This window comes from Pedobacter frigoris (assembly GCF_032678645.1).
Lineage (GTDB): Bacteria > Bacteroidota > Bacteroidia > Sphingobacteriales > Sphingobacteriaceae > Pedobacter > Pedobacter frigoris_A.
In genome coordinates this window covers 218,403-244,701 of the sequence record NZ_JAVTSP010000003.1, presented here as the reverse complement: position 1 = coordinate 244,701, position 26,299 = coordinate 218,403, and the positions used below count along the sequence as shown (strand labels likewise).

General features: G+C 41.1%; 16 protein-coding genes. 1 reads left to right on the top strand and 15 read right to left on the bottom strand.

Features of this window, described 5'->3' with window-relative positions:
• Window positions 1-8: 8 nt before the first annotated feature.
• From R2Q78_RS11540 to R2Q78_RS11500, 9 genes are all read right to left on the bottom strand, one after another.
• Window positions 9-1,232: an enolase C-terminal domain-like protein gene (locus R2Q78_RS11540; RefSeq protein WP_316791983.1), complete on the bottom strand. Its 1,224-nt coding sequence runs from the start codon at window positions 1,230-1,232 to the stop codon at window positions 9-11.
• Between the two features lie 12 nt (window positions 1,233-1,244).
• Complete coding sequence (locus R2Q78_RS11535) at window positions 1,245-2,555, bottom strand: alpha-L-fucosidase (RefSeq protein ID WP_316791981.1); 1,311 nt, start codon at window positions 2,553-2,555, stop codon at window positions 1,245-1,247.
• 77 nt (window positions 2,556-2,632) lie between these two features.
• Window positions 2,633-4,084 carry an alpha-L-fucosidase gene (locus R2Q78_RS11530; RefSeq protein WP_316791979.1) on the bottom strand — a complete coding sequence of 484 codons (1,452 nt, stop codon included), beginning with the start codon at window positions 4,082-4,084 and terminating at the stop codon, window positions 2,633-2,635.
• A gap of 19 nt (window positions 4,085-4,103) precedes the next feature.
• Window positions 4,104-5,012: an AraC family transcriptional regulator gene (locus R2Q78_RS11525; RefSeq protein WP_316791978.1), complete on the bottom strand. Its 909-nt coding sequence runs from the start codon at window positions 5,010-5,012 to the stop codon at window positions 4,104-4,106.
• 24 nt (window positions 5,013-5,036) lie between these two features.
• Window positions 5,037-5,777: an NUMOD1 domain-containing DNA-binding protein gene (locus R2Q78_RS11520; protein WP_316791976.1), complete on the bottom strand. Its 741-nt coding sequence runs from the start codon at window positions 5,775-5,777 to the stop codon at window positions 5,037-5,039.
• A 232-nt stretch (window positions 5,778-6,009) separates the two neighbouring features.
• Window positions 6,010-8,799 (bottom strand): family 78 glycoside hydrolase catalytic domain, encoded by a 2,790-nt coding sequence (locus R2Q78_RS11515; RefSeq protein WP_316791975.1) that lies wholly within the window; start codon window positions 8,797-8,799, stop codon window positions 6,010-6,012.
• A gap of 257 nt (window positions 8,800-9,056) precedes the next feature.
• On the bottom strand, window positions 9,057-9,641 hold the full coding sequence (locus R2Q78_RS11510; protein WP_316791974.1) for an RbsD/FucU domain-containing protein: 585 nt from the start codon (window positions 9,639-9,641) through the stop codon (window positions 9,057-9,059).
• 9 nt (window positions 9,642-9,650) lie between these two features.
• On the bottom strand, window positions 9,651-12,371 hold the full coding sequence (locus R2Q78_RS11505; RefSeq protein ID WP_316791973.1) for a GH116 family glycosyl hydrolase: 2,721 nt from the start codon (window positions 12,369-12,371) through the stop codon (window positions 9,651-9,653).
• Between the two features lie 277 nt (window positions 12,372-12,648).
• Complete coding sequence (locus R2Q78_RS11500) at window positions 12,649-15,540, bottom strand: outer membrane beta-barrel protein (RefSeq protein WP_316791970.1); 2,892 nt, start codon at window positions 15,538-15,540, stop codon at window positions 12,649-12,651.
• Window positions 15,541-15,736: 196 nt separating this feature from the next.
• Between R2Q78_RS11500 and R2Q78_RS11495 the strand changes: the two genes are divergently transcribed.
• On the top strand, window positions 15,737-16,135 hold the full coding sequence (locus R2Q78_RS11495; RefSeq protein ID WP_316791968.1) for a hypothetical protein: 399 nt from the start codon (window positions 15,737-15,739) through the stop codon (window positions 16,133-16,135).
• 86 nt (window positions 16,136-16,221) lie between these two features.
• Here the strand turns inward: R2Q78_RS11495 and R2Q78_RS11490 are convergent, their stop codons facing one another.
• From R2Q78_RS11490 to R2Q78_RS11465, 6 genes are all read right to left on the bottom strand, one after another.
• Entirely contained in the window at window positions 16,222-17,373 is a 1,152-nt protein-coding gene (locus R2Q78_RS11490; RefSeq protein WP_316791967.1) for a TlpA disulfide reductase family protein, read from the bottom strand.
• A 23-nt stretch (window positions 17,374-17,396) separates the two neighbouring features.
• Window positions 17,397-18,698, bottom strand: coding sequence for a thioredoxin domain-containing protein (locus R2Q78_RS11485; protein ID WP_316791966.1), 1,302 nt, complete (start codon window positions 18,696-18,698; stop codon window positions 17,397-17,399).
• 85 nt (window positions 18,699-18,783) lie between these two features.
• On the bottom strand, window positions 18,784-20,238 hold the full coding sequence (locus R2Q78_RS11480; protein WP_316791965.1) for a RagB/SusD family nutrient uptake outer membrane protein: 1,455 nt from the start codon (window positions 20,236-20,238) through the stop codon (window positions 18,784-18,786).
• A gap of 10 nt (window positions 20,239-20,248) precedes the next feature.
• Window positions 20,249-23,860, bottom strand: a complete 3,612-nt coding sequence (locus R2Q78_RS11475) for a SusC/RagA family TonB-linked outer membrane protein (protein ID WP_316791963.1) — start codon at window positions 23,858-23,860, stop codon at window positions 20,249-20,251.
• A gap of 271 nt (window positions 23,861-24,131) precedes the next feature.
• Window positions 24,132-25,298 carry a FecR family protein gene (locus R2Q78_RS11470; RefSeq protein ID WP_316791962.1) on the bottom strand — a complete coding sequence of 389 codons (1,167 nt, stop codon included), beginning with the start codon at window positions 25,296-25,298 and terminating at the stop codon, window positions 24,132-24,134.
• Window positions 25,299-25,385: 87 nt separating this feature from the next.
• Window positions 25,386-25,961: an RNA polymerase sigma-70 factor gene (locus R2Q78_RS11465; protein ID WP_316791961.1), complete on the bottom strand. Its 576-nt coding sequence runs from the start codon at window positions 25,959-25,961 to the stop codon at window positions 25,386-25,388.
• Window positions 25,962-26,299 lie beyond the last annotated feature (338 nt).

The following is a 26,299-nucleotide window of genomic DNA, read 5'->3' as shown; positions in this document are numbered from 1 at the left end:
CAACTGAATTAATTTTTCAAATCACAACTGCTTCCAGGTTCCATTGGCGTTTTATAGACGCCACCTTCAACCCTAACAGGGTTTACAAAATGCTTTTGTAAATGCGGTATGTGTTCCAGAAACAAAGCTTCATGCCCCATACTGATATGATTAAACAACACCAAATGCTGATGCAGCTGTCCCATATCCCCAACATGTGGTACAACAGGAACATTATATTTTCGGCAAAGCAGGCTGATCGTAATAAACTCACTTACTCCTCCTACCCTTACGGCATCAGCCTGGATAAAACCAGCCGATCCGGTTTGCAGATAGTTTTTAAAAATAATACGGTTGGGGACATGTTCTCCCAAAGCCAGCTTGGTAGGTGCTATAGCATCTGCCAATGTTTTATGCGCCAGAATATCATCAGGATGTGTAGGCTCTTCTATCCAATAGGGGTTCATTCCCTGTAGCTCCTTACATATTTTAAGTGCCTGTGGAAGTGTCCATTGCTGGTTAGCATCCAACATCACTTTCACTGTATCACCTGCAACCTCACGAACAATATGTGCGCGTCGTATGTCTCTTTGAGGATCAGAGCTCCCTACTTTTAGCTTCATCGCGGTAAAACCTTCTGCGATAGCTTTTTTACAATTCTCTCTAACCTTCTCATCTGAATAATTAAACCAGCCTATAGAAGTATCATAACCGGGATACCCCATAGTTGTGATTTTCTGGCGGTCTTCTTTTCCTGTTTGATTATCGGTCAATAGCTGAAGTGCTTGTTGCGCACTCAACTCATCTTCAAGGTAGGATAAATCCAGCGTGTTGATGATCTCCTGCGGAGACAATTCCGTAAGCAGTTTCCATAGAGGTACACCTCGTTTTTTTGCCCAGAGGTCATAACAGGCATTGGTTACCGATGCAAGTGCCAGGTGCACCACCCCTTTATGAGGTCCCAGCCAGCGAAACTGTTGCTCATTACTCAGTGCATGAAATACCGCCCCAAAATTGGACATCAGTTCCTCTATATCTCTGCCCTTCAATTGTTCTGCATAAAACTCAGCTGCCTTACATACCAGATCATTACCTTCTCCTAAAGTAAAAGCGAAGCCTGTTCCGACTAAACCGCTGTCATCAATCAAACTGGTTACGGCATAAGAATATATGGGATCACGGTGAATAGCATCACTTCCTGCACCTGGTGCTAGCGGGAATCTGGCATCCCTGATCTGGATTTTTTTAATCATTTATAATGGGTATTAAATTACAGGTAAATTCTCGGCATTCGTATTCAGTTCCAATACAATTACAGCATCATTTTCATCCGGAAGGGTCTGCGGCAACTGCAAGGTAACAACACCATTTGCATCCTGATCAAAACCTACTTTACCTCCTTTAACAAAGCCTGCATTATTTACTTTTGCATCTTTTAAAGCAGGCAAGGCAAGCGTTGCCGACTTTCTTTCAAAAACATGGATGTAAAGTTTGTTTCCCTTTCTGGTGGCGGCAAAAGCTTCATTAGGTTTGAAGGGGCCTCCTTTAGTACCATAAATGCTTTCGCCATATATTTTAAGCCAGTCGCCCATCTCTTTCAATCGTTGTACCTGGCGTGCTTCTATACGTCCATCGAGCATGGGACCTACGTTAAACAAAAGGTTTCCATTACCGCCTGAAGTCTTGGCAAGTGTTTGAATACATTGCTTCAGCGTTTTCATTTTATCATTTGGTTTCCATGCCCATTGATTGCAGATGGTCATACAGGTCTCCCATGGATCATTCATATTGAGTTCGCCGATCTTTTGTTCGGGTGTCGCATAATCGCCCAATATCGTAGGAGAAAGTTTCGGATGTTCATTATTTGCACCCAAACGATTATTGATGATCACATTAGGATCCAATGTTTTGAGTGTCTTGTAGATGTCTACGCCATATTCATTTTTCCAGGGACTTTCCCAGTTTCCATCAAACCAAAGCATATAAGGATGATAACGCTTTACGATCTCAGTCAGCTCGTCCTTCATGGTCTTTACAAACTTGTTCATATCAGCGTTAGGCCTCATCTCTTTGGATCCTGAAACAGGGATAGGATAGTTAGGGTCGCGCCAGTCTAATACTGTAAAATAAACACAAAACTTGATGCCGTATTTCTTACAGGCTTTGGCCAGTTCACCAACTACATCCTTTTTAAAGGGCGTATTCATGATATTATAACTTGAAACAGCCGTTGGCCAAAGACAGAATCCATCATGATGCTTTGCTGTGATGGTGAGGTATTTCATACCGGCATCTTTTGCCGTTTTAACCCATTCATCGGCCTTAAACAAAACAGGATTAAATTCTTTGTAAAGATTGTCATATTCCTCTGCAGGCATATTGGTAGTCCTGCTCCATCCAATCTCTGTACCGCGGAGCGCTACAGGCCCCCAATGAATGAACATCCCAAACCGCTGATCCATAAAATCATCCATTACGGCTTTCGGGGTTTTTATTGAAGGGTCAACTAAAGGCGCCTGGGCCTGTGCCTGGCCCGCCAAAAGGACTATTACCAGTAAATTAAAGAAAAGTTTCATTTGGTTAGTGTTAAGTTAAACCAAAAATAGGATCGACTCCGCAATCCTGCAATGAACTATTTCTCTATTGTAGTGGATTATTCTATTGAAATATGATAAAAACCTGCCGGCTTTGTCGCTGAAAGAATATTGATTCTAATCCTTTGAACCTGCATCGGATTTTTCAACTTAAAAGTCAGACATGCTCCAATTGTAGTTCCTTGATGAATCATTTTCCACGAACTCCCATTATAAGCTTCCACATTAAACGCTGTTGTCCTAAAGCTGCGTTCTGAAGAAAAGCCATCACCCAGGTCTTTCATATCTGCGTACTCCAGCAAAGAAATCTGCTTAATTTTCTCAGACCTTTTAAAATTGATTTCAAGAGATGATGTGTTTTCTGCAGCCATCCAGTAGCTCTCCATATCTGTATCATTTGCTTTATCAGCAGGCCTTTCCGGTGCCGAACTGGTAGCAGTAATGAGTTGGCCCATCGCTACATTAACTTTTGCTTTAGGCAAAGGCTTCTTACCTCCACGAATGCCCAGCCTATCTGCCAGCTCAAACAGACGTTCACGTTCGTTTGCCCTATGTCGTCCTGTCTGATCAGGAGGATAATTTAGCAGCAGTACATTGTCATTAGATGTACACCAGTAAAACAATTGCTCCAGTTCATCTAAAGGACGAGCTGCGACTACATCTTTCTTTTGAAACCAATTCCAGCGGTCAGACAAGCAAATCGTATGTTCAAAAGGCAAATAATAGGACTGTTCAGCATAGCTGTATATTTTCGGATCATCCCAGCGAACCAGGTTTGGATCTTTTGTTCTGAAATCAACAGGGTAAAAACGGATGATGTCTCCTTCTTTAAAATTTCGGGGCTGTCCGATTCCTTTCGCATTCTGACCCACACCAATCGTATGATTAAAGGTAAAAGCACAGTTAGGCTGCAATTTTTTAGTCAGTTCATACAGGCCAGAAACATCCCAGTCCTCCGCTTTCCTATCCCAGGCACCATCAAACCAAAGTTCACAAACCGGACCGTAATTAGTCAACAGTTCGGTAAGCTGGTTTTTCATATACTTAATGTATTCTTTCTTATCAGCAGCCCTATACGAAGGTTCGTGTCTGTCCCATAGTGAATAATAAATGCCAAACTGAACTCCATATTTCTTACATGCAGCTGCTACCGCTTTTACCACGTCTGTTTTTACCGGTGATGCAGCTACATCATAATCTGTATACTTGCTATCCCACAGGCAAAATCCATCATGATGTTTCACTGTAAGCACTACATGACGGGCACCGGCCTCTTTTGCATCTGCGATCCATTGATCACAATTTAATGCTGAGGGATTATAAGAAGACACAGGCAAAATTCCATCCGACCATTCTGTCTGGTTGAAGGTGTTGATCCCAAAATGCATAAACAGCCCATAACCTCTTTTGATCACCTGCTTTTGCAACGGGTTAGGCGCCAGGTTAACGGATTGAGCCTGCACCGTAATATAGAATAAGCAAAAGCATAAGTAACTAAGGAGGTGTTTCATTGTGTGTTTTTTGTATACGCTATGAATGTGGTTTACTGTCTTTAATCCTCAGATAACGGTATTGTTCCGGGGAGATTCCCATCAGCTTTTTAAATATTCTGGAAAAATAATGTGGATCATCATAGCCGATCGAATAAGCAACTTCCTTGATTTTAAATCCAGGATCGTAAAGCATCTGACAAGCCTTTTGCATTTTAAGCTGGATAAAGTAATCTCCTGGCGGCATACCCGTAGCTTTCCTGAAAAGCGATGAAAAGTAAGACGCTGAAAGATGATTTAGAGCTGCAAATTCATCAATATTAATCCGCTTTTGCAGATTAGACCTCATATAATGAATGGTACTATTGATCACATCAGGCTGGCTTCCATCAGCAGACTTGAGGTGCTTTTCTGGATAAAAAAAAGTAGCCAGGAAATGGTATAAGCACAGATTAGCATTGCAAAGGTTGTCCTTACTGTAACCCATTTCCAGACTTTGGTACATGTTATCCCAAATACCTATAGCCTTTTCATTAAACGTGATGTTTACAGGTCCGTTTTTTTCCTTTATAGAGAGCGACTTATTGAACGTCGCCATGTCTTTACCACTATAGTGCACCCAATATATGGTCCACGGGTCTTCTTCATCAGCACCGTAAAGCATATATTCCGACGTAGCCGGCAAATGGATAAATTGATTAGGACCTACTGTATATTTTTTATTGCCAATGATGTACCAGCCTTTTCCGCTCAGACAATAAATCAGGATATTGTCATCACAACCTTTCTTACGTTCCCGATAATGATAAGCTGCTTTCGGAAAGTAACCGATATGTGTGATAAATAACTGGCTCAGCAAAGGATTGGTCTGCCTTGCATTTTTATAAATACTACCTGGTAAACTAATCAGTTTTTGCCCTTCAAAACCATCCTTCCGTTGATGAACCATATTTGTAAAAGTAAAAAAAAAACTTCACTCTCCTCTTTTACCAGACTGAAGCGCCCGTTTCTTTTTCATGTGACTTTCAAGCACCGATCCTTTATAACGTTCATGTCTGCGCAGTTCATTGATATTAATGCGGAGCCTGGCACCCTTCTGCCATAAATATTTGCCAGCAGTAAGTACTGTACCATTTAAAGCCTGTGCGATACTGCTGTTATCTATTCCTGTTAGCTTACTGGCCACAAATGGATTTTCAAACGACCTGATCCATTTGCCATCGAGATCGTACTGAGAAATAGTGGTATCAAGCACTATTCTCGGATTGACTTTTATTTTCTTTTTGATTTCGCTACTCCAGATGAATCCTCCATATGTCAGGCCTCTGCCTTTTATGACTTTGCGGATTCCTTGATAATGTACTCCAACGGCACGACCCGCTTCCTTGGTGTCGACGTAGGAATTCACAAAATTCCCGTTTAAGTCGTATTGACCAACAACCTTTTGTTTCTTGCCCAGAGGGGAACTCCTGTGTAAGCGCCGGGAAGTTAACTCTGTAATATCGATTTGAGGTTCAGCTCCTCGTCTCCAGATATAACCATAAGCTGTGTGTACTTTTTTTGCAAGGAAAGCAGCGCCTGAAATATAGCTCCAGCTTCCTCCTATAGCCTCTGCAGCAATCCTGGCATTCGGATAGGTTTCCAGTAAGATTCCACTCAAACTATACCTGCTGATAGTTGAGATTGCTTTTTTTTGTACATTTTCACTACTCATCCCTTAAAAGAAGTCCTTGCCTTCTTATATTATTCGTAATAGTTATCAATTCTTACTGACAAATATATTTTAATTTATGAATCTTACCCAATTAAAATACTCACTCCACATTAATTCACTGAGGAATCTTCTGCTTTTCAGCAGAAACCAACAACATCATTGGCCGACGCAGTTCGTCTTTCATTCCTTACCAACGATAAATTATCACACAAAAATACTTTAAACAGGTCTTTCAAAGACTAAAACTATAGGTTCCAGGACCTATTTTATATACAGAACAGCCATTTTCCTGCTTTATAAACTGTATATCATCCTGACCCGTAATCTTCATACCTCGTTCCTTTACCTCTTTGCCCTTCGGATTCGGAACATATACAGTAGCCGTGGTATTGACAGGGATTTGCACATTAAAATTAAAGCCTGATTCAATTTTTTCCCATGCAGAACTAATCTGGCCATAGGGAGACTGATAACTAGCAGAAGCACGGCTTACATCACCCACCACCGAAGGCCGCAGCACTATTTGCTTAAATGCAATATCATCTTTGCCCTGCTGGATACCAGCCAGGCCACTATAAAACCACTCCATTAAATGGCCCAGCATAAAGTGATTGTTGGACACAAAGCCATATGCCTGCCAGGATTCAGTCAATGCGGTAGCACCATGATCGAGCTGCCATCCATATCCTGGAACGTCCGAACGGTTGTTCATATCAAAAATCACATCTGAACGCCCCGCTTCTTCAAGGACTCTAAGCACATACCGATAACCTATATCACCTGCGCTCAATGCGTTGTTTCTGCCTTTGATTTCCTTAACGAGGTTATCCACCACAGCTTCCTTATCTTTTGGATCAACCAGGCCGAGATAAACTGACATGGCATTGGCAGTCTGACTCCCAGTCGAATATTGTTTGGTTTCTCTATTAAAAAATGCGGCATTGTAAGCAGCCTTTACCTCATTGGCTTTACGCAAGTACTTATCGCTGTCCTCTCGCTTGTTGAGTACAGCCGCAGCCTTACTAAGAATAACCAGGTCATAATAATAGATGCTTGTGGCCGTAACCTGTTTTGGCGTCAACTGTGCTTCTCCTGGTGCATTCGGACCAATATCAAACCAATCTCCCAAACCATGCGAAAGTATATTGCTTTTTGCTTTGCTACTCAGATAGGATACATATTTTTCCATCATGCTGTAACTTTCTTCCAGCACCTCTTTGTCTCCATACCACTCGTACAGGTACCAGGGAAGGATCACACCAGTGCTGCCCCATTCTGGAGAATCCCTGAAACCATCATCAAACTGCACATATTCCGGGGCGATGTCGGGGATCAAGCCATCATCAGTTTGCGACACGATGATATCTTTGAGCACTTTACGACAAAGCGAAGCAATGTCATAGTTATAGCGAATGGAGCCTCCCATCAAATGCACTTCTTCCAGCCAGCCTAGTTTCTCACGGTGCGGACAATCAGTAAATACACTCATCATATTGCTCCGTACCGACCAATCGATCAACGCACTGGTTTTATTGAACAACTGATTAGAAGTAGAAAAAGTTCCGGTTGATCTGGCTGCATTGCGCATATGCAAACTTTTAAGCTCCGCAATCACCGGCATTTTTTTTGGATTTTCCTGATTTTCCGGTACAGCGCCCTCTACCTGGATGTAACGAAAACCATAATAGGTAAACTGAGGCTGCCAGGTTTCCAAACCCTCCCCTTTTAGGGTATAGTCAAAATAATAAGGCTGACCAGCGGCAGACTGATTAACTGTGCCATCTTCATTTAAAAGCTCCGCAGGAGTCAGCCTTACCGTCATCCCTCTCTTTCCATTGACAGAAATCCAGGGAATTGCAGAGGCATTCTGTCCAACATCATATACCCAAACACCGGGCTTAGGCTGCGTGATTTTCTTTGTGTAGAACTGTTCAAAGATCTTGATGGGCGCCTGGCTTTGAGCACTGATCATTGACGGACCGCTAGTGAGGATTGCTTTTTTCCATTGCCGGTCATCATAGCCAGGTAAGTCCCAACCCTTTTTCTCATGGGTCGCATTATAATCTTCGCCTCCATAAATACTGCTGAAGGTTATCGGACCTGGAATAGTTTTCCAGCTTTCATCTGTGATGATATTTTCGAACGTACCGTCGCTGTATTCAATCAGTAGTCTTCCGATCAGTTTAGGATAATCAAAAGCTACTGTTATTTTTCTATAACGCTCCCTTGGCGTATAATAAAAGCCGTTGCCCAAAGACACACCCAGTACATTTTTACCCTGCTTCAACTGTCCAGTCAAATCAAAGGTAACGTACTGAGCCTGTTCATCATACTTAGTCCACCCAGGGTCTAAAAAGTGGTCGCCCGCCTTTTTGCCATTTACATTGAGTTCAAAATGGCCCAGCCCGGATATAAACATAGTAGCCTGTTTCACTTTTTTCTTCAACTGCACTTCTCTGCGCAACAATGGCTGTACCGATTTGCCGGGACCTAGTTTTGGATCACCCCCTCCGTGTATGCCAGGAATGATTTTTTTTGAAGCAGATAAAGTATCATAAGCAATCCATTTCGCATTTTTCCAGTCTGCCGGTTTAAGCAAGCCCATTTGCCAGAAAGCGGGTTTACTCCATGCAGACTCGTTTCCTTTATTGTCCCATACTTTTACTTTCCAATAATATTTTTCAGCTGCCATCAAAGGCTTCCCGGAATATTCAATTTGTATTGACTGCTCTGCTTGTTGTTTTCCGGAATCCCATGCTGTTCCTTTGTTATTATTGAGATCAGCAAGACTGCTGGCCACTAATACCTGCCACGCAGATTGAGAAACATTACGTAATCTTGAAGTAAGCTGCCAGCTCAAATACACCTTTTGCTGGTCTACTCCCAAAGGATTTTCATTGCTACCACAACGTAAATTAGCCACAAGGGGGTTATTATCGCTGATGATCCTTTTTGTATTTTGCGAAAAGCAGGTAATAAAAGAGAACAACAGCCAAAAGGTCAGGAGATTTTTTAAGCACATGGATCTATAGTTGGTTTATAATTGGCTCTTAAAGATAACCTTAAATAAACATCAAACTATCATGCACTGTCATGCATGAAATGACGGACAACCACCCTAAAATAAAAAAGCAGGTACGCTACCACACGTACCTGCAAAACCTAACTATCTCTAACTATGAAACTCTTGAGTGTTCCCTTACAAAGTTGCTACAAAGTCAGAGAGGTAACTACAACTGGATTGTCCAGCTTAGCAACTCTTTAGTCCTAAAATGATATTTATTTACTGATGCTCTCCCTCAACTGCTTTTCTTTATCGCCATTCCAATAAGCACAATCCAATTGCAGAAAAACTGACGTATAAGGAATAACCTCATTTGTCTTGATGACCAGCACCTTAAATAATTTTGATTCAGTATCCAGTTTCTTAAAAACAGAATCATGAAGCATAGTTTGGACGGGCTGATTACCAAGTGTACTTTTTAGCGCTGCTTTAAACTGTGTAACGCCGCTGGCCTGCCCTTCAGTAATAAACCCCAATTCTTTATCCTGGTAAATAATGGGTTTAACATGACCCGATTGATTAACCTGGGTAAGCACTTGTTTCAAAACTGAATTTAATCCCTCATTGGCGTAAATGTATTCTATTCCCGCTGCGTTTTGCTCAGGGAAAGCCTTATCTACCACCAAAATCCAATTCCTATGACCCAGCATAGGCAATTTTGCATAAAACTCCTGTTCCCAATTTTTAGGAGCATCTGCTACACTATCTTTTTGCTTTCCCGGCATAGTACAGCCTGTCAGGAACAATCCACCTGCAACCAATAGGACTGCAGGTAATTTGATAAAATTGAATAAATTCATGTCTTTAATTTAAGAAATGGTGATGGTTAAAATCTGATTTTTCTGAATGTTAAGCGATTCTTTTACAAGGATCTCTACCGAATTATTTTCCTGTCTGAAGGTCAATGGAATTTGTCGTCCACCCAACTGAGCTGAAACATTATTCACTTTCTCTCCACCCAATTTTTCAAAGGACAGTTTGTTTAGCGCCAGGCCTCCGTACTTCAGCTCCAAATTATGGGTCTGTTTAAGACCAGATTTTTGCTGACTGTAGGTCCCCCAGCCTTCCGCCGAAGTAAAAGGTGCTTTAAAGTTTTCTTTATTCCATTTTGGCGCAAAAGCGATATATCCTTTCGGGCCATGATACTCAAAACCGCAGGCCGTAATAAATGTACCATAGCTGGCCATTGCCCTTGCATAATGATCACTGCATTCAATTTCATTAAATGGATTTCTTTTTGCCGCGTGGTGCCTTTCGTGGATAACCCTTGTCAGGACAAGACTTTCTTCGACCATCCCCTCTGCCATAAAATGTGCAGCTACCTGATGTTCGAAACCACTCATGCATTCATGAAAATAACCAAGCTGCCAGCTTACATTCTCCCCAAATGGCTTAGGTTCGTTGCGCGGATTGGTATTCATAACCATCCCTCCCTCACCAGACAGCGCATATGGACGTCCGCCTGTATGTGTTTTGATGTAAGGCCCAACATCCATGGTAAAATTATATTTCCATAATGCCTTAAGCGCTGCCAGTGCTTTTTCTTTATCCAATACGCGGGGTAAGCCCACCTGAAATGCCCAGCTTTGTCCATACACCTGATCAATATGACAAGTATTGTAAGAACCAAGGTTTTTTCGGCCCTGAACAGCATCCGGACGGTGAATAAAGTATTCACCATTGAACAATTCTTTCTCCATATTTCTGCGGCCATTACTTACATACTGCTCACAGGTTTTGGCAAACGTATCATCCTTCATTTCTTCTGCCATGGCCTGTCCTGCTCTTGCCGCAGCGATACATAATCCTACGATCCAGGCAATTTCTCCTTCCCATACAGCATCAAGTGTGTTCTCCATCGGAGTATCAGTCATGCCATCCCCATTCTTATCCTGAGCCAGCATAAACTGTATTGCCTTTTTAATTTTAGGCCAATTGTTCTGCAGAAAAGCACTATCCTTGCTCATTTGGTGTTCGCGATAGAACCGCAGCACTGTACCTGCCTGACCATCAATAGCTGGTCTGCTTTCATTCTCCGCACGGAAAATAATGGCTCCGCTGTCTTCTTTGAATCCTACGCCCAGGTCAACTTTTTCGCGCAAGCCCCTTTCCAGTTCCGGAAAGATTCTCCCCACTGCCTGCGCATACTGCCAAACATGCGTACAGGTACCTGCACATGCACCTACACCTTCCCATCCCCAGAACCTGCCGTCAGCAAAACGATAGGTATTGGCAGTCGCCAATGTTCCAATATTCACAAAAGTGCGTTCCAGAAACCAATGCGGCAATGTAGAGTTGTTCCAGGTATTACTCCACAATTCCGTTGTGGAGGATAATTCATTGAAATTAGCGTTTATAAATTCTGAAACTGCCCTGGCATCTTTAAACTTCGCTCCATAATGATATCCGGCTTCAGCATCTTTAACCAGCTTCTTCAGCCTTGGGTTCACATTATTAAAATGCCAGCTGATTGAATAATTCGCTTTCAGAGATTTCCCCGGCAATACCTGCTCTGAAAAACCCAGAGCACCCACCAATTTTTCAGGTGCTTCTACACTTGATGGACTCGTTGAAGCAGCATCAAAATGTTTGCCTTCTACCGGCCAGGGACTAAATGAAGTTTGGGCTTTACCTTTTATTCCATGTAACACGAAACTCATGCTACCGCTATCAGTCGCTCCTCTTACTTCTTCGTTGGTCGTTTCAAAAGAAGAAAATATACCGGTTGATTTTTCAAGACTGATGACTTCATTTTTTCGCTGTCCTGTTTTCGCTTTTCCACTCAGTTTATTCACGCCATTTTCCATCCAGCCCAGTACGGAAACATTCAACGGACTTTTACCTTTATTCACAGCTTCAAGTCTTAAAATTGTAGCAGGTAATGCAGATCGCTCCGCATCAAGTGGGATAAAAGGCGAATATATTTTAAGGTTTACCTCCATAGGGAAACCTTTGCTGCTATACTTAATGTTAGCCACCGGGTAGGATGCTGTAAAACTAACCTCATCCCAATCATCCTCATTTAGCTCTTTAACAATTGTTTTTCCGTTGACAATAGCTTTGATGGCAAAGCCCTGGTCAAGTACTCGCTTGTTATTGGCTATAGCCGGCTCCACATAAGCTGCACCATCCCGGACACGTATTTTTCGTACTGAAGTACCATCATTCCAGTTGACCACCTTTGGATCGATCCCTTCCTGTGGCCCCTCAAAGGTTTCATTATAAATTTGCCACAACCAAAGTCGCCCGTCACCGCCCACATACACCGTCCCCGCGTGTAAGCCACCCGCAGGCATTCCGATATATTTCAGTTCATTTCGGCTTTTTAAGTAGGTAGTGGCCTCACCCCTGTTAAAAAGGGAACGCGCCCATGCAGGATCTATTTCTTTATTTTCCGGGATATTGTGTAACGGATATCCCTCAGCAAAAATACTCTTTGCCCATACCGGGAACTGCAGTGCAGCAAAACCCGCTGTAAGCAAACCTGCTTTTTTTAAAAAATCCCTCCGGTCAACAGTTTTGTTGTTCATATCTGGTTATTTGGTTGTGTGTTACATTAAATGTAATCACTTTCCTTAACTGTATCCACCATATGCCAAAATCACTTAATATTATGGCCAAATGATAAAATGATCTTTTGAGTCACAATCAGCATTTACAAAAAAACAGGGTGTCCAAGAGACATCTTGAACACCCTGTTTTCGTTATCCTAAAAAATCACCTTCTCAGAGAAGACCTCAGGCGGTTTTTCCCTTTTAGCGAAGCGGGCAAAAGATGCCAGTCTTCGAAGAGAACGGTTATTTTTCACTACATGAAACTACCATCACCTCTTCTCATAATATCTCTTCCGTTCCTTCCCTGTGCTCCTGTCCATTTTTGAAGGCGCATAGTTAAGCGTAACATAAAATACCTGCTCAACGCATTTGATTTCGTATCTACATAACCACCATTTTCTGTTAGGTCACGTGTTACAAAATTATTCTGATTCAGAATATCAAATGCCTGCAAGCTAATTTTACCTCTTCTGTTAAAAAGTTCCTTTTCTATAGAAGCGTTAATTACAAAAGGGTTACTTGTAATATTTGCATTGATACCATTTACATAATTTTTGCTAGCATTATAATTGAACAACCAGCTATCCCATAAAATAACCCTTCCATCCAGGTTCAGCGCAAGTGTATTCGTTGTATAATCAGCCGATGGCAGTGAACTATTAGATTGAGTGACATTATATGATACATTCGGATTGATTTCAAACCATTCTGTTGGATTGATCCTCGGACCAAAACGTTCTATGAATGTCCAGGTATCTGTAGTGGTCAGCAATCCATTACTCATCGACAAGCCATGGTTAAAGCTAACATTTCCGTTAAGTGACAAATTATATTTACGGTTATTCAATTGCTTGCTGATGGAATAGTTACCACCGAACCTATATGCGCCATCTGCGTTGATAAACCTCGTTTCGGTAATGATACCTCCGTTTGCATCCTTATACTGCACATTGTTTCTGATAACCGAATTATCTATGAAGGAAGCATTGAAATTAACCGAGTAATTTAATTTAGCGTTAGCAATGTAGTTGTTATAGTTTCCGTTGATGGAGTGCGTAAAAGTAGCCAGCAGATCTGGGTTACCTACAATAGGATTCTGTGGGTTAATCACATCACGTACCGGTTGTATCTGATCAAACGTTGGCTCATTTGCATTACCTGAATAGTTTAATGAAATCCTGTGCTGACGTGAGAAAACATATTCCATACGGGCTATCGGGATCAGGTTAAAACTGGTTCTGTTAGTCGAGGTACCCAAACTTTCTTTAGTTCCCGACAATACGGCAGGTATACCAGTTAAACCGAGTGAAAATCTCACTTTTGATGTGCTGCTTAATCCATATCTGAAATTCAAAGCAATACGTGCTTGCGAAAACGAGTATTTATAGATATTACTTAAAGAATCAATAACTTGTGAACTTCCGCCAGCATCTACATTTCGGGTAGTTGCATTGTTATCGTATCCATTGTAGTTTAGCTGTGCATTCAATTCCAATTGCGTATTCAGACTTAAAGGTTCTACATACGTTAAACTTCCCCGATAATTATTCTGCAGGTTCTTACGTGCTATAATCCTGTTGAGCAACTCCTCTGTAGTAGCTGTACCGTTATAGTAGGTAAACCTTGTATCCTGTTGTTGCTCATTCTCGCTGTCATTACTGTTGATATCAGCTTGCAAAGAGAAATTTCTCCTTGGCTTACTAAAAATATGCTGATAAAAAACAGAGGCTCCAAGCCTCGGAGTTGTATTTTTAGTATTATTGAAACTGATTTGGTCCTGACGAAAATCTGCACCATTTAGAGTACCATTCTGATAAAGTGAGTCGCGTCGCAGACCAATTGTAGAACCGTAGCTTATCGTCGGTATAAACCTTAAAAAGTTACTGCTGTCCAGATCAGCTTCTAATTCCAGTCTCAAGTTATGACTTTTAGTATTATTATTACTCAAATTTCCTTTTGTGGCAAAAATATCACCTGTAGAGGTAACATCTAAAGAGCTGCTGTTATTTAAAGAATTAACATCTGTTCCTGAATAATTATAGTTTAAATTAACTCCAACTTTACCCAATTGATCACGATAACTCAAACTACCATTACCAGCATTAGTTGTTCCTCCGCTACCTGAACCACCAGACCCGGATTGCAAAGCTCCTGAAGTGTTGCCACCCCGGCCCCCTCCTCCTTGTCCGCCACCTTGTCCACCTCGACCGCCGCCACCACCTTGACCGCCGCCGCCAAAACTACCACCAGAACCACCGCCACCACCAGCTACACCGTTAACAGTATTGTTGAAATTTCCATTTACACCAATCACCTGATCACCGTTTACCCTGGTAGCAAAAATCCCGGACTCATAACGTTCATTATTTCCTCCACCTGCATTTAGATTTACCATATTACCTACTGACTTATCTGTACGGGTAGTGATATTCAATATCTTTGAAGGATCTCCATCTTTAATTCCTGTTCTCGCTGCCTGGTCTCCATAATCATCCACAATCTGAATTTTATCTACGATTTCAGCAGGCAAGTTTTTAATCGCATTGGCGATATCGCCACCCAAATATTCCCTTCCGTTCAATTTTGCCTTTGTTACTGCCTCGCCATTGTGCGTTAAACTTCCGTCAGTACCGACTTCCATGCCTTCCATCTTCTTTATGAGCTCATCTACATTGGCATTGGCCCTCACCACGTAATCACTGGCTTTATATTCTACAGTATCTGTTTTATAAGTAATGGAGGGCGTCCCATTAATAACAACTGTATTTAAAGTGTTTTTTTCTTCCTTCATTACAATCGGATCCATCACGATACGCGCAACCATATCATTTTGTTTGAAACGCATTGGCTGAGTTTTGAGGTAGCCAAGGCTTTGAACTACGATTGTATAAGTGGCTGATTTTACGTTCTTGAAAACAAAGATCCCCTCATTATCTGTAGAGGTTTTTAAAGTGTCCTTGTCTGATGTCAACGACACCGTTGCTCCCGGTAAACCAAGATCCAGGGTATCCTTTACAATTCCGCTGATTTCACGTACAGCAAGTGGCGGAGGCGGTGTCTGTACTGGCCTATCCTGAGCACTTGCCTGATTTACGCAAAGGAAACTTGTTATTGCTAAAATCAGTATTATTAAATTCTTAATCATCTTCTAAAGTGTTGGTTTTGGGGGAATAGACAGATGAAGCTGAGATAGGTTTAATCGAGTTAAACAAAAATTAACAATCACCGCTATTTTGTTACAATTGATAACTTATGCAACAATTAAGTTACCATAATGCGATTAAACCTATTTCAATTTCTCCGCTCAAAGTCATCATTAAATAACCAAAAACTATAACAAAATGAAAAAATTAATGATGATCTGCATGCTTGTTTTCGCAACAGCTGCATTTGCGCAAGCACAACAAGGTGGTGGTAACCGTGGTGGTACTCCAGAAGAAAGAGCTAAAAGAAGTGTAGACCAATTGAATGAAAAAGTGAAACTTACTGATGATCAAAAAACTAAAGTAACAGCACTTTATCTTGAACAAGGCGCTAAAACAGCTAAGATTTTTGAAGCTATGCAGGACGGCGGAAACCGTGATTCAGTTCGCGTGATGATGACAAAAGCAAATGAAGCTACAAATGTTAAAATCTCTGCTTTGTTAAACGATGAGCAGAAAAAAACATTTACTGCATGGCAGGCTGAGCGTGCTGAAGCAATGAAAAAACGTATGGCGGAACGCGCAGCGGGTCAGTAAAATAAATTTCTAACTCTGTAAAACGAGGGTGCCTTAAAAAATAAGGCACCCTCGTTTGTTTTAAATGCACATGCAGGTAGTTTAATTTATTTCAAAAATTTCTCCAGCACTTTTTCCAGAGTTTCGCCTCTTAGATTCTTAGCTACAATGACTCCATTGGGATCAATCAGAAAATTCTGAGGAATTGCAGAAACAGCATAAAACCCAGCGGCTGCATTTTTCCAGCCCATTAAATCGCTTACCTGCGTCCATGGCAAGGCATCATCTTTTACTGCCTTCAGCCAGTTTGCTTTTTTATCATCTAAAGAAACGGCCAGAATATCAAAATTCTTGTCTTTAAATTTTTGATAAGCAGCAAGGACATTCGGGTTTTCTGCCCGACAAGGACCACACCAGCTTGCCCAAAAATCAAGCAATACATATTTTCCTTTATATGAAGATAAAGAAACCATTTTGCCATTTACATCTGGTTGATTAAAATCCTTTGCTTTTACTCCTATTGCTGTCTTCTTGGTCACATCAAGTTTGACTGCCATTTTCTTAGCGGCGTCTGTCTGTCTTAACCTGGTACTTAAATTATTAAACAAAGGTTCAAAAGTTTTGGGGTCTATGATTGTCCCCCGTTCCTGAACCAGGTCTAAGCTTACATAAGAATCAGGATGTGCTTTGATAAAAGCTATTTCTTTTGAATCTATTTGTTTTCCCAGGGGCTTCATCAAAGTGCTAAGTTCTTGTATGCGTTTAATGGTATCCATGCCCTTACCTTTACTTTTTATGAGAACAGGGATCATTTCCTCCTGAAGAGGATCCTTTTTATCCATTTCAGGTTTCAACGAATTCCGAAGTATGAGGTATTCGAGTTGAGTGTTACCACCTGTAATGCTTGCCTTTTTTGCGGTAGAAGTACCTTTAATTACTATTGCTCCCTTTTCTAGAAAGAAGTCCTGATCATCTCTCCTTAATATTCTTTCAAGCATCGAAACAGACGGATCCGGATTCACAGGTTTTAAACTTAAAGTCGCTTTAGTCGGTGTCGCGGCAGCTTGTCCTTTAAAGCTAAATTTACCATTTCTGGTGATTGTAGAATCTTCTATCTTTTTATCTCCGAGGCGATAGTTTAAAAAAACTTTCTTTTCTTCTTTTAAGCCTGTAAGATTTCCAGTTATAGAGAAATTATTCTGTGCGCTTACAGAAAGCCCAAACAAGGCAAAGCCGGTTATCAATATTATCTTTTTCATCAGTCTATGTTTTGTCATCTATATTATTTCTTTGCTTCCTGTTCCCATATTTTAAATTGTGTATCCTGAGGCAGTATGCCTTTATTTAAAGAAGCAGCCAATTGCGCTAAAATTCCTACCAGTTTCTGCTGGCTTTTATCTTTTTTAAGTGCATTTGTAGTTTTCACAACCAGTTTTTTGGCAGCAACCTGATTACCATTCTTCCAGTTCCTTTTCACCAGATCCCAAATGAGCATTAGATTTGCAGGGTCTAAGACAAGTGATTTTTCACCCGCCTCAGACATTGCTTTTTCAACCGCGGGATCAAGTTTAGCGGTTGGTACAATCTGGTTAATAAAAGCAAATCTCATTAAGGTCACAGGATTTTTAGATAGGGTAGTAAACTTTTGGAGCAATGCCGCCGCAGCCTGAAAATCACCTTTCCCATTCAACGCTGCATAGGCAGCAATCATAGCTTCTGATGCGTCCGCGTCATCACCTGGATTTTCTTTTAAATAAGCCTCAGTTTCTTTCGCCAGTACATCCCATTTTTTATTTTCCTGAAGTACTTTGTAATACAAATATTTAGTGGTTGAAGTAGGATGCTGATCGTAGGCCTGTTTAAGATAAACTATTCCCTCTTCTGGCTTATTCATTTTACCATACAATACCCATTTCATCATTATGCCCGTATCTTCAAAAGGATACTTTTGCAGGAGTGAATCCAATACAACCATCGCCCTGTCATACTTCTGTTCTTTAAAGATCAAGTCTCTAAGTCCGTCATATTTCTTAGCGGGATTTAACGCCTTGGCGGCTTCCAAATTAAACTTTCTATCGATCAGCAATTGCAGCGCCTCTTCGCTCAGCTCAGTTGGATTGGGCATCCATACGACTTTATTATCCTGAATTACAAAAGTATGAGGTATGCCGCTGATGCCGGCTGCTTTCATGAATTTTAAAGAAAAATCACTTTCTTGTCCACCTCCATAAGCAACACGGTAACTCATACCATCTCCTTCCTTTTTCACAAAATCCTGTACTTTTTTAATATTCGTCTCCCAGATATCCTGACCTATAATGACAATTTTATCGCCGAATTTCTTATGAAGTTCATTGACATGGGGAATCGCCGCTTTACATGGGCCACACCAGGTAGCCCAGCACTCCACGATATAGATTTTGTCTTTATCGAACTTCGTTACAGTTTCACCCTGGATCCATTGCACTTTTGGATATTCAGAAACTGTTGATCCGATTCCGAAAGTTGGTTTGTTTACACCTTGAGCAAAGATGTTGATGCAGGGCAAGATTAGTCCCAGCATTAGTGCTATCACTTTTTTCATATTATTCAATTGTTGATCTCATTACCTGATCTGCCTCCAATAAAAGAGACAGATCAGAGATTGATATTCATAAGTAGATGTTGACTTAAGGATTATTAGGCATTCCAGGGTTGGCATTAATCACCTTCTCAGGAAAGCGCAATACAAATCTTTCCGGTTTTAAAGGAAATGTCGCTATCACAGTACCGGTTTCTGAAATCGCTTCATGGACATAATTTGTACCTGCAAAAATAGGATCAACTGAAAGCCTGCGCATATCAAACCACCGGTGCCCCTGAACGGCAAACTCTCTTATCCGTTCTTCCATTATAAATTTTATCATAGCAGTAGGGTTTGTAATATTCACAGCTGCATCAGCTGTAGTCAGCATCCTTTTTGAACGAAAAGTCTCCAAATCAGTTTTAGCTCCGGAAACATCTCCCGTCCTTGCCTTTAATTCTGCAAGCATCAGGTACATCTCAGGCATCGTCATTCCAATCTGAGTACCAAAAGGGCCGTTACGTCTGTAAACGTTTGGTGCCTTTATTGGGAGCCCAGGATAATAAAATCTGGTATATAATTTTAGGCGTTGGTCATTTGCAGTGAAAAGATTGTAAGTTTTTGCTGTGATGAGCAGGTCGTTAGCGAATGAGGTATAGTTATTGGATAATTGTTTTGCATAAAGCACTTCTTGGTTATCAGTAACTGCAAGTATTCCGAAAATCAGCGTTGTTGGTGAGCTTGCCGGATTGTAACCCCATGAACCGCCTGTCGCCAATGCCGTTTTATAATCATACAGATTAACCGGGTAGGCTGTTGGAAGGTGTGTAAATGCATTATTCAGTTGAACAAGAGCCTCTTGATATCTGCCCATAAAAAGATAAACTTTTGCTAAAATTGCTTCTGCACCTGCTTTTGTAACCCTTGTTCTGTTTCCTCCAGAGATCGGTAGATTAGGAATAGCATTCTGCAGATCACTGATGATAAAATCATAGACTGCTTTTACTGATGCCCTTTCAAACTTAGTTTGTGTAACATCCGCATTTGCAATGATGGGAAATCCGGGATCTGCTGACGCAGTACTTTCCTGATAAGGCTTGCCATAATAGTTAATCAGCATGAAATAAATCCATGCCCTGTTGGTCAAAGCCTCTGCTTTATAGGAAGCTTTGATTCCATCGGTTCCTCCCTCAGAATTCATCACTTCATTGATGATGATGTTGTAGGTATATAATTGCTTTGTAAGCGCGGCAAATTCACTCCCATCTTCATTTGGCTCATAGATGACATCAGCATACTGAAAATATCTTTTCGATTTTAAAGTAAGCATATTGTTGTAATAGGGCTCCGCTGAAGTGATCTCATCACCTAGAAGAAACTGACCATCTACACCCTCTGCGTTAAAAAAAGGATTATTTAGCAGCAAGTTATAATCATTTACATTTTTGGCTACCAGCTTTCCCTTAGGATCTATCTCCAGGAAACTCTTTTTGCAGGAATATTGTGCTGATATAATCAGTATCAGCAAAACAGCATATATTTTGAATTGATATGTTTTCATGTCTTTAGATTTAAAAAGTGATGTGTGCACCAAGGGTAAAAGTATGCTGATTGGAGAGCGGATTACGCGTCCCCCCAGATCCGGCCTGGAATTCAGGATCTATACCTACATCATTGGCCTTCCATAGCATGACGTTAGACAATTGTGCGCGAAAAGTAACTGCATCTGCTTTTAGTCTACCAAGAATTGTTTTTGGCAGGCTGTATGATAAAGTGACGTCACGTAGTTTAATGTAAGAGGCATCAACCACATTTACATCCGCATAGCGGTAATAATCTACATCTCTTCCGGCCAAACTAGCTGCCGAACTCGCGATATAAGAAGGTATATTGGTAAAAGCTTCGTCTCCCGGTTTTTTCCAGCGGTTTGCAAACTCTGCATTTAGATTTCCATTGAACCCTGTGTTGGCAAACAACCTGTCTCTGGTAGAATAGGAAGCGGATGGGCTTACATCTCGCCTTAGGACATACCCCAAGTTGTAAACGACATTAACATTCAAAGAGAAATCTTTGTATCCAAACATATTGCTCAGCCCTCCACTCCATTTAGGCTGAAAACTACCCATATATTTTACATCATCTGGCTTTGCTGAATTTCTTGCCTTAACAATTGATCCGTCAGTTAATTTGATTTGTGGATTTCCCATATTATCGAGGCCTGCGTAGTTGTAGGCAAAAATGGAAAAAGCAGCATACCCTTCCAGGTAATTCTGTGAGATTTTATCGCTGCCCAAAGTAATTGGTGTAGTTCTGTTCAGGTGTGTGATTTTGTTTTTATTATACCCCATGGTAAGCATGGTGTTCCATTTCAAAATCCCTTCTTCTAAATTAACCGAACTGATATTCAGATCGACACCTCTATTAGTCATATCTCCCGCATTACCAGTGATGGTTGGAAAACCGGTAAAAGGATTCAGTATCATCGCACCAATTAGATTTTCCGTATTTTTATGATATACATCAACTGTACCGCTCAGCCTGTTTTTAAACAGATTGAAATCCACCCCTACATTTAAAGTTTTTGTCGTCTCCCAGGTTAATGCCCTGTTTGCAGGAGTTGTCAGCGATAAACCTGCGCCACCGGGATAGTACGAATTTGTAGCTGCTAATAAAATATCTCTTGAGGCTGCAGTTCCCACTTCAGGTGAGTTTCCAGTAATTCCGTAACTTGTGCGTAACACCAATTTATCCAGCCATGTTAGGTTCTTCATGAAATCCTCTCTACCGATCTGCCAGGCTACACCGGTGCTCCAGACTGGTCTGTTTTGTGCCGATTTATCTTTTCCAAAAAGGTTACTTTCATCAATTCTGATGCCTCCGTTTATCGTGTATTTTCCATTATAAGTGTAACCACCATTTGCATAATAGGAAGTGATACGGGCCATCGACTCAGATTCACTGTAAAAATCTGCAGATAAACTGCTTGTATTTGTACCATTAGGCATTACCGTATTGGCTACTCCTTTTCCGAGTGCCGCATAATCGATAACCCCATAACTTAAAAGCTGACCATTATATCCCCTGACAATAGATCTTACAGAGCTAGTAAATTGTTCCTGCGCTTCCTGACCTGCAAGCACTGTCAACTGATGCTTTTGTCCGGACCAGGACTGGTCATACACCAGCTGGTTTCTAACTGTCCAGCTTTTATCAAGGCTATTGTTTACCGTATTACGTCCTCCATTTTCCGGAAGCAGGTAAGTTGGCCTTACTGATGCGCTGGCGGCCGGGATGGTAAAAGATGTCAATTCTGAGCGAACACTATAGTTATTTTGTGCCAGCAGATTGGTCGATTTGTTTTGCCCCCTGGCTATACCAAACACACCTTCGTATCTTAATCCATCAAAAAGATTGACAGTAATACCGGAGGTAACACGGCCCCTGAACAAATTATTTTTCGAGCTTCCTGTATTGATCTCATCCAATGGGTTGTATTTCAAACTAATCAAGCTCTTTGCTTCATAGGCAGTACGGACATCCTCTGTACGGTACAACCAAGACATATCAGCATTACTTCCGTCCGTATTTTTAAACATGGCATATGGTAGAAATGTAGCATCAGGCTGTGCCATATTTTTAGAACTGCCAGTAATATTTTGCAGATCAGTAATCAGGTACATTTTGATACGATCACTGAATTTGAAATCCTGACGCAGGTTTACACTGTAATTATCATTCTTGGTATTAGGAGTACTATTCTGAGTCTTAACGTAATTTACTGAGCCATAGAAGCCATACTTGTTGCCTCCGCCAGCTACTGAAAGAGAATGGTTCATCAAACTGGCATTTCTGTACCAAAGATCTTTAATCTCATCAAGGTTATTCTGTGAAGCGAGCTGATCCAAAGCTGCATTTACTTGCGCCGCAGATAAATTGGCCTGATTATACAAAATTGTTTCATGAGGAGAAACGGGTGCCGTACCGCCTATCTGAGGCTTTGAAATAGTAGCATAGGGATACAATGTTTTCCATGAATAGCTTGGATCATTGAATATTTCAGTAACCGTTTGTATGTACTGACTACTGTTCATCATATTCTGATAGGCTAGATCAGGCTTGCCTTGAAAATTGATAAAGCCATCATAATTGATTTTTATTTCATTGTTATTTGTACCCTTTTTAGTGACAATGATAATTACTCCATTTGCAGCCTTCGCGCCCCATATTGAAGCTGATGTTGCATCCTTTAATACGGTAATGTCTTCAATATCATTTGGATTTACTGAACTGACGTCTGTAGTAGGTATGCCATTTACTACATAAAGTGGGCTTCGGGCGATACTGATACTGGTAAGTCCGCGAACCAAAACCTTAGTTGCACCCGGCGCATTGTTAATAGTCAAGCCAGGTATCAAACCTTCTAAACGTTGAATCGGATCCATAGAACCAGACCGGTTTTTAAAAATATTCATATCAGGCTTCGCAATTGAACCAGCACTTCTTTCACGGGATATAGACTGATATCCGGTATTCACCGTAATACCAACTTCTTCCAGGTCTGCAGAATTAATGACCATTCTGATGGTTCCCATATCTTTTACCGCCTTAGCACTAAACACTCTATACCCTGTATAAGAGACAATAACCACTGAACCTTCGTCCACATTTTTGATGAAAAAATCCCCGTCGGCATTGGTTATTGCCGCCGCGCTTCTTCCTTTATAGGTCACAGAAAAATCCTTTGCTTTTGCAGCATCAAAATTTTCCATATTTCCATCTACTTTCACAATACTCACGGTAGCCCCAATAAGAGGCTTTCCTGTTTCATCCAATACCTTTCCCGATATATCTATTGCTTTCAAAGCGTCAATGAGCCTATCCAGAAAAGACTTTTCCTTTTCCTTGATCACTATCGTTTTATTTTCAATCGTATAGCTTAAGGACTGTCCATCAAGACATTGCTCTATAACGCTACTGATCGGGGTATTGCGAAAATCTACATCCATGGTTTTAATTTTCATGGTGTTAGATGGCCAGAATACGGTATATCCCGTTTGCTTCCTGATTTCTTTAAAGACCCGCTCCAGAGAAGCGCTCTTCTGTTTAAAAGTCAGGTTTTGCGCAAGCCCGGATGCACTCACCTGCATGATCGTCGCAATTAGTAAAACCGTCACTAACTTCATAAGTTGAATTATTTTTGACATACGGCGGTTAGGCCAATGTAAAATCTTAGTATAAATTTTATACATTTGGTAATCTGTTAAGTTCTTAAATTGATGTTCGTTACACTCTTTTTCAGCTTTATCAGGTATTTTCAGGGGCGCCGCAAACGCTCCTGATTCCTTAAGTAAAGCCGTCTTAGTCCCCCTACGTACTGTTTACTTTTCTTGTCATTTTCTTCTTGGTTTAGGTTTAATGGATTTGCTATTACACAGGTGTAATAAACTGTTATAATTAGTGGTGGTTAATAAAAATTTTTCTGCCCTCAACTTTAAACCTGACTTCTTCTGTCAGCTCCACTTTTCTGAGTATTTCTGATATATTTCCAAAACGGGTGATTGAACCGCTAAAGGGAATACTTTTAATCCGCTCATCTTGATAAATGATTTCGACGTCATACCATCTGGCGATTTGCGACATTACACTTTCCAGTGTCTCCCGGTTGAACGTAAAATAGCCTTCTTTCCAGGCTACAGCTTCATCTGCATCTACGTCATCAACCCGAATATCAGTTCCTTTACTGGCCGCTCTTTGTCCGGGTTTAAGAACCACCTCTCTTGCCGAGCTACCTGAACCTACAACCACATGCACCAATCCTTCCAGAAGTGTTGTATTCGTATAACCATCTTCCGGATAGGCGTTAACATTGAAGTGTGTACCAAGAACCGTGATTTCCTGTCCTTTTGTTTTCACAATAAATGGATGTTTCTTGTCTTTTGCTACCTCAAAATAAGCCTCTCCTGTTAAAGACACTTCCCTTGTATTCCCGGAAAATCGTGAAGGGAAGTTAATTTTTGAAGCTGCATTTAGCCAGGCTTTTGTTCCATCTGGCAGCGTGATCGCATACGTACCGCCACGAGGCGTTGAAGCCATCAAAGTTTGCACTTCACCCTCAGCCAGGTTTATCTTGTCGTCCCCGGTTTTTAGAGATCCATCATTCCCGCTCTGGGAGACAATTGAATTATCATCATATTTCAGATCATCTCCTATTACTATCCCGCTCTTCGCAGCACTCAGTTGTATTATTTTTCCATCAGCTAGTGTTAGGGTAGCCTTGTTAGTTCCGGGTCTTATGTCATTTTTAATTGCAATTTCAGCGTTACGATCTGCACCTGTATGATCAGACGTGTAAAACCAAATACCGAATACCACTGCGGCTACGGCCGCTGCCGCCGCAATTGCACGTGGCCAAATACGCTTCACAATAGTCTTATTGTCATACTGTAGCATCAGCCTGCGATAGATCGCATCAGATTCCTCGTTCAATTCTTCTTCTGACAAAACGGGAACATCCTTTTTCTGAAAATAGTGTAGCCAGTACTTTGCGCTCTGCTCATCCTGTTCGTTCGCAGTTTCTGCTCCTATACGCTGAAATATCTCCCTAATGTCTTTTCGTGCCATTACCTGTATAATTATCCTCTATAACAGTAAAGGCAACTAAGGCATGCTAAAAGATGACAAGCAAATAAAATATTTTTTAACAGCGTGCTAATGTACCAGGAAGAGCAGGTACACCATGATCCCCAGTTTAAGTTTCAAGTGCTTCATAGCGCGCTGCAACTGGGTTTTTACCGTAGACTCAGAAACCTCCAGCCGTTCTGCAATTTCTTTACTGCTCAGATATTCCCGATGCTTTAGTTCGTAAATGATCCGCATCCTCTCGGGCATTTCTGCAATGGCATAAGCGATCATCGCAGCAATGTCTTTTTCTCTGATCAGGTAATCCGTTTCTTCATCTTCTTTATCTAAGTAGTGCAGACCTTCATCTATATATTTCTGAACGATCTGTTTATGCTTAAAAATATTGAAGATCTTATTGAGTGTGGATCTGTAAAGATAACCCGACAATGTGGTCTTTAGCTCCATGGCTTCCCCATTGTTGAGCATCCAGGCAAATACATCGTGAACAATATCCCTCGCTTCTTCTTTATTACCCAGTTTATGATAAGCATACAGGTAAAGCGGCTTGTCATACCGGTAATAAATTTCAGTAAAAGCCTGCTTATCGCCCTGCTTGATTAAAACAGCAAGTTCCTGATCAGTATATGCGCTGTAAGCAGACATTATATTATCCCCAGATTATAATTCTATTACCTTTATAAAACAAAGTTGTACAATATTTAGGGAATTATTACAATCCTTGTACATTATAATTTTGTTCAGCTGGCTACACTTAAACCTGCCTCCACCCTTCGTTCGCGATCCAGTCGTATCTTCTGCGGTGTTGCTCCGTATCCTCTACAGTGTTGATTCGATTGGAACCGAACCAACCCCCTGTCAACTCCTAATCAACACCCTGCCAAGACCCTGAAAGATACGACCGCATAGCGGACGCGTATCAAGTTTATTTAGAGATTCGGGATAAGGCTTAGATACGACTTAAAAGGGATTGATAGGGGATT

Coding starts and splice junctions, on each gene's coding strand:
- R2Q78_RS11535 (WP_316791981.1), bottom strand. CDS start 2,555: ATGAAACTTTTCTTTAATTTACTGGTAATAGTCCTTTTGGCGGGCCAG.
- R2Q78_RS11470 (WP_316791962.1), bottom strand. CDS start 25,298: ATGGCACGAAAAGACATTAGGGAGATATTTCAGCGTATAGGAGCAGAA.
- R2Q78_RS11490 (WP_316791967.1), bottom strand. CDS start 17,373: ATGAAAAAGATAATATTGATAACCGGCTTTGCCTTGTTTGGGCTTTCT.
- R2Q78_RS11515 (WP_316791975.1), bottom strand. CDS start 8,799: ATGTGCTTAAAAAATCTCCTGACCTTTTGGCTGTTGTTCTCTTTTATT.
- R2Q78_RS11540 (WP_316791983.1), bottom strand. CDS start 1,232: ATGATTAAAAAAATCCAGATCAGGGATGCCAGATTCCCGCTAGCACCA.
- R2Q78_RS11530 (WP_316791979.1), bottom strand. CDS start 4,084: ATGAAACACCTCCTTAGTTACTTATGCTTTTGCTTATTCTATATTACG.
- R2Q78_RS11525 (WP_316791978.1), bottom strand. CDS start 5,012: ATGGTTCATCAACGGAAGGATGGTTTTGAAGGGCAAAAACTGATTAGT.
- R2Q78_RS11485 (WP_316791966.1), bottom strand. CDS start 18,698: ATGAAAAAAGTGATAGCACTAATGCTGGGACTAATCTTGCCCTGCATC.
- R2Q78_RS11465 (WP_316791961.1), bottom strand. CDS start 25,961: ATGTCTGCTTACAGCGCATATACTGATCAGGAACTTGCTGTTTTAATC.
- R2Q78_RS11505 (WP_316791973.1), bottom strand. CDS start 12,371: ATGAACAACAAAACTGTTGACCGGAGGGATTTTTTAAAAAAAGCAGGT.
- R2Q78_RS11500 (WP_316791970.1), bottom strand. CDS start 15,540: ATGATTAAGAATTTAATAATACTGATTTTAGCAATAACAAGTTTCCTT.
- R2Q78_RS11480 (WP_316791965.1), bottom strand. CDS start 20,238: ATGAAAACATATCAATTCAAAATATATGCTGTTTTGCTGATACTGATT.
- R2Q78_RS11520 (WP_316791976.1), bottom strand. CDS start 5,777: ATGAGTAGTGAAAATGTACAAAAAAAAGCAATCTCAACTATCAGCAGG.
- R2Q78_RS11495 (WP_316791968.1), top strand. CDS start 15,737: ATGAAAAAATTAATGATGATCTGCATGCTTGTTTTCGCAACAGCTGCA.
- R2Q78_RS11475 (WP_316791963.1), bottom strand. CDS start 23,860: ATGAAGTTAGTGACGGTTTTACTAATTGCGACGATCATGCAGGTGAGT.
- R2Q78_RS11510 (WP_316791974.1), bottom strand. CDS start 9,641: ATGAATTTATTCAATTTTATCAAATTACCTGCAGTCCTATTGGTTGCA.